This is a genomic window from Dryocola clanedunensis subsp. sulfonylureivorans, assembly GCF_016756775.1.
Taxonomy (GTDB): Bacteria; Pseudomonadota; Gammaproteobacteria; order Enterobacterales; family Enterobacteriaceae; genus Dryocola; species Dryocola clanedunensis.
The window spans coordinates 1-1,662 of record NZ_JAERMU010000061.1 but is presented as its reverse complement, the minus strand read 5'-3'; the positions used below and the strand labels follow the sequence as shown (position 1 = coordinate 1,662).

Below are 1,662 nucleotides of genomic sequence, written 5' to 3'. Positions count from 1 at the left end.
GGACAATGACTTTGCCTTCACCGCCAACAATGCGGCGGACGGCTTTGCCGGTACGGTTGCCCTGGCCAACAGCCACTTTGTTCTGGACGGCGCGACCACGCAAAATACCCAGGCCCTGACCGATGCCACCCTGAAGCTGGGCGCAGGCAGCGTGACCGACGTGGCGAAAGGTACCCAGAGCATCGGTGGCCTGGCCTTCGACGGCGGCACAATCATCTTTGATACCGACACGCTGGGCCGCAGCAAATCGGAAGCCTTCATCCAGACCAGCAAGGATCTGGATATCGGCGGAGCGGGCGTGGTGCAGTTGCGGACCAACGATGTGCTGAACGCCCCTGTGCTGCCGCCAGACACTCTGAACATCCTGTCACAGGATGATGCCAACCCGATTCTGAAACTGGCGGGCACCAGCGGAACGGTCAGCGGATATGGTGCCAACCTGACGCTTGAGAAAACGGACGGCAGCAAAATCAGCGATCCGACGTACTCCCATGTGATACAGAACGGCCTGCAGGTGGCCGATGCAACCTACGACTTTGGTTTCACCGCGGGCGATGCCAGTGACGGCCTGTACGTCAATTATGGTTTGCAGCAGCTGGATCTGTTAACCAGCGGCGCGGATGCGCTGGCCCTGAATGCAGCGGGTGCCACCGGTGCTGCCGCTGACCTCAGCGCGCGTCTGACCGGCAGCGGCGACCTGGCGATTGAGGCAGGTACAGGTAACACCGTGTCATTGTCCAATATGAACAACGACTACACCGGCGTCACCGATGTGCGTACGGGTACTCTGCTGGCAGAGAGCGATAACGTGCTGGGTAACACCCGCGAGCTGCACCAGGCAGCCGGAACCCGCGTGGACCTGAACGGCCACGCACAGACTGTGGGCCTGCTGAACACCGACGCCACGGCCACCACCGACTTCAACGGCGGCAGCCTGGCGGTGACCCACGGCGGTATCGTCAACGGCATGCTGACCGGGGCGGGTGAGCTGGCGGTGAACGGCGGAACGCTGACCGTCAACGGCGCGAACGCGGCGATGACTGCGGCGACCACCATCGCCGACGGGGCGGAAGTGGCGCTGAACGACATCAGCGGTATCGGCGCCGGGGATATCCTTGATAACGGCCTGCTGACGCTGAACGAAGGCGTGCAGGGCGTGCTGGGGAACAACCTCACCGGCAGCGGCGACGTACAGAAGAACGGCAGCGGGCTGGTGAATCTGACCACCGCGTCCGCACGCTACACCGGCACCACCGATATCAACGGCGGCGGCCTGCAGCTGGGCGACAGCAGCACCGACGTGACGCTGGCTTCTGCCACGGTCAACGTGAAGGAAGGCGCGGTCTTCGGCGGCTACGGCGGGACGGCGGGGGATGTGAACAACGCCGGGACACTGACCCTCGGTGATATTTCACCGCGTCTGATGGCGCTGCGTGCGGCGGGCGAAGGCCAGACCTTTGGCATCGGCCAGAACCTGACCAACAGCGGTACGATTAACGTCAGCCAGCCTGGCTCAGCCACCGCGGGGAACATTCTGCACGTTACCGGGGACTATACCGGCAGCGGCGGCACGCTGAACCTCAACACGCAGCTGGGCGATGACAGTTCACCGACGGATAAACTGGTGGTGGACGGCAGCACGCACGGCACCACCATGGTGGC

1 pseudogene is annotated in these 1,662 nt (G+C 63.5%); it reads left to right on the top strand.

Going from position 1 to position 1,662, the window contains the following annotated elements:
* Window positions 1–1,662, top strand: a pseudogene (locus HYQ67_RS23740) (autotransporter outer membrane beta-barrel domain-containing protein); the annotation flags it as partial.